A 314-nucleotide genomic window follows, 5' to 3' on the forward strand; every position below is an offset into this window, starting at 1 on the left:
ATCCAGCACAGATATAGCCCCTTCCAACCCTTACTTAACTGCACGAATTGTGAACGAGCTAATGGCTGATGGCTTGGCTGAGGAGTTCACTCGACGAGGTGTTTATCCAGCACATGTTATGCCAGTGAGACCTCTAAGCTTAATGAGCAAAACACCTATTCGTAGACCTGAAGACTTAAAAGGCAAAAAGGTGGTGTCATTTATGAATGCGCCGGGTGCGGCAGAAGACTTAGGCTACTCTGTTGTTCGTATTCCGTTTCCAGAGATCTATTCAGCCCTACAGCAAGGCGTGGTTGATGCAATCGTTTGGGTTG

At 47.1% G+C, this 314-nt stretch carries 1 pseudogene; it reads left to right on the forward strand.

Annotated elements, in window-relative coordinates:
• Positions 1 to 314: pseudogene (locus A3761_RS06620) on the forward strand (hypothetical protein); the annotation flags it as partial.

The sequence above is a fragment of the Oleiphilus sp. HI0123 genome (assembly GCF_001635315.1).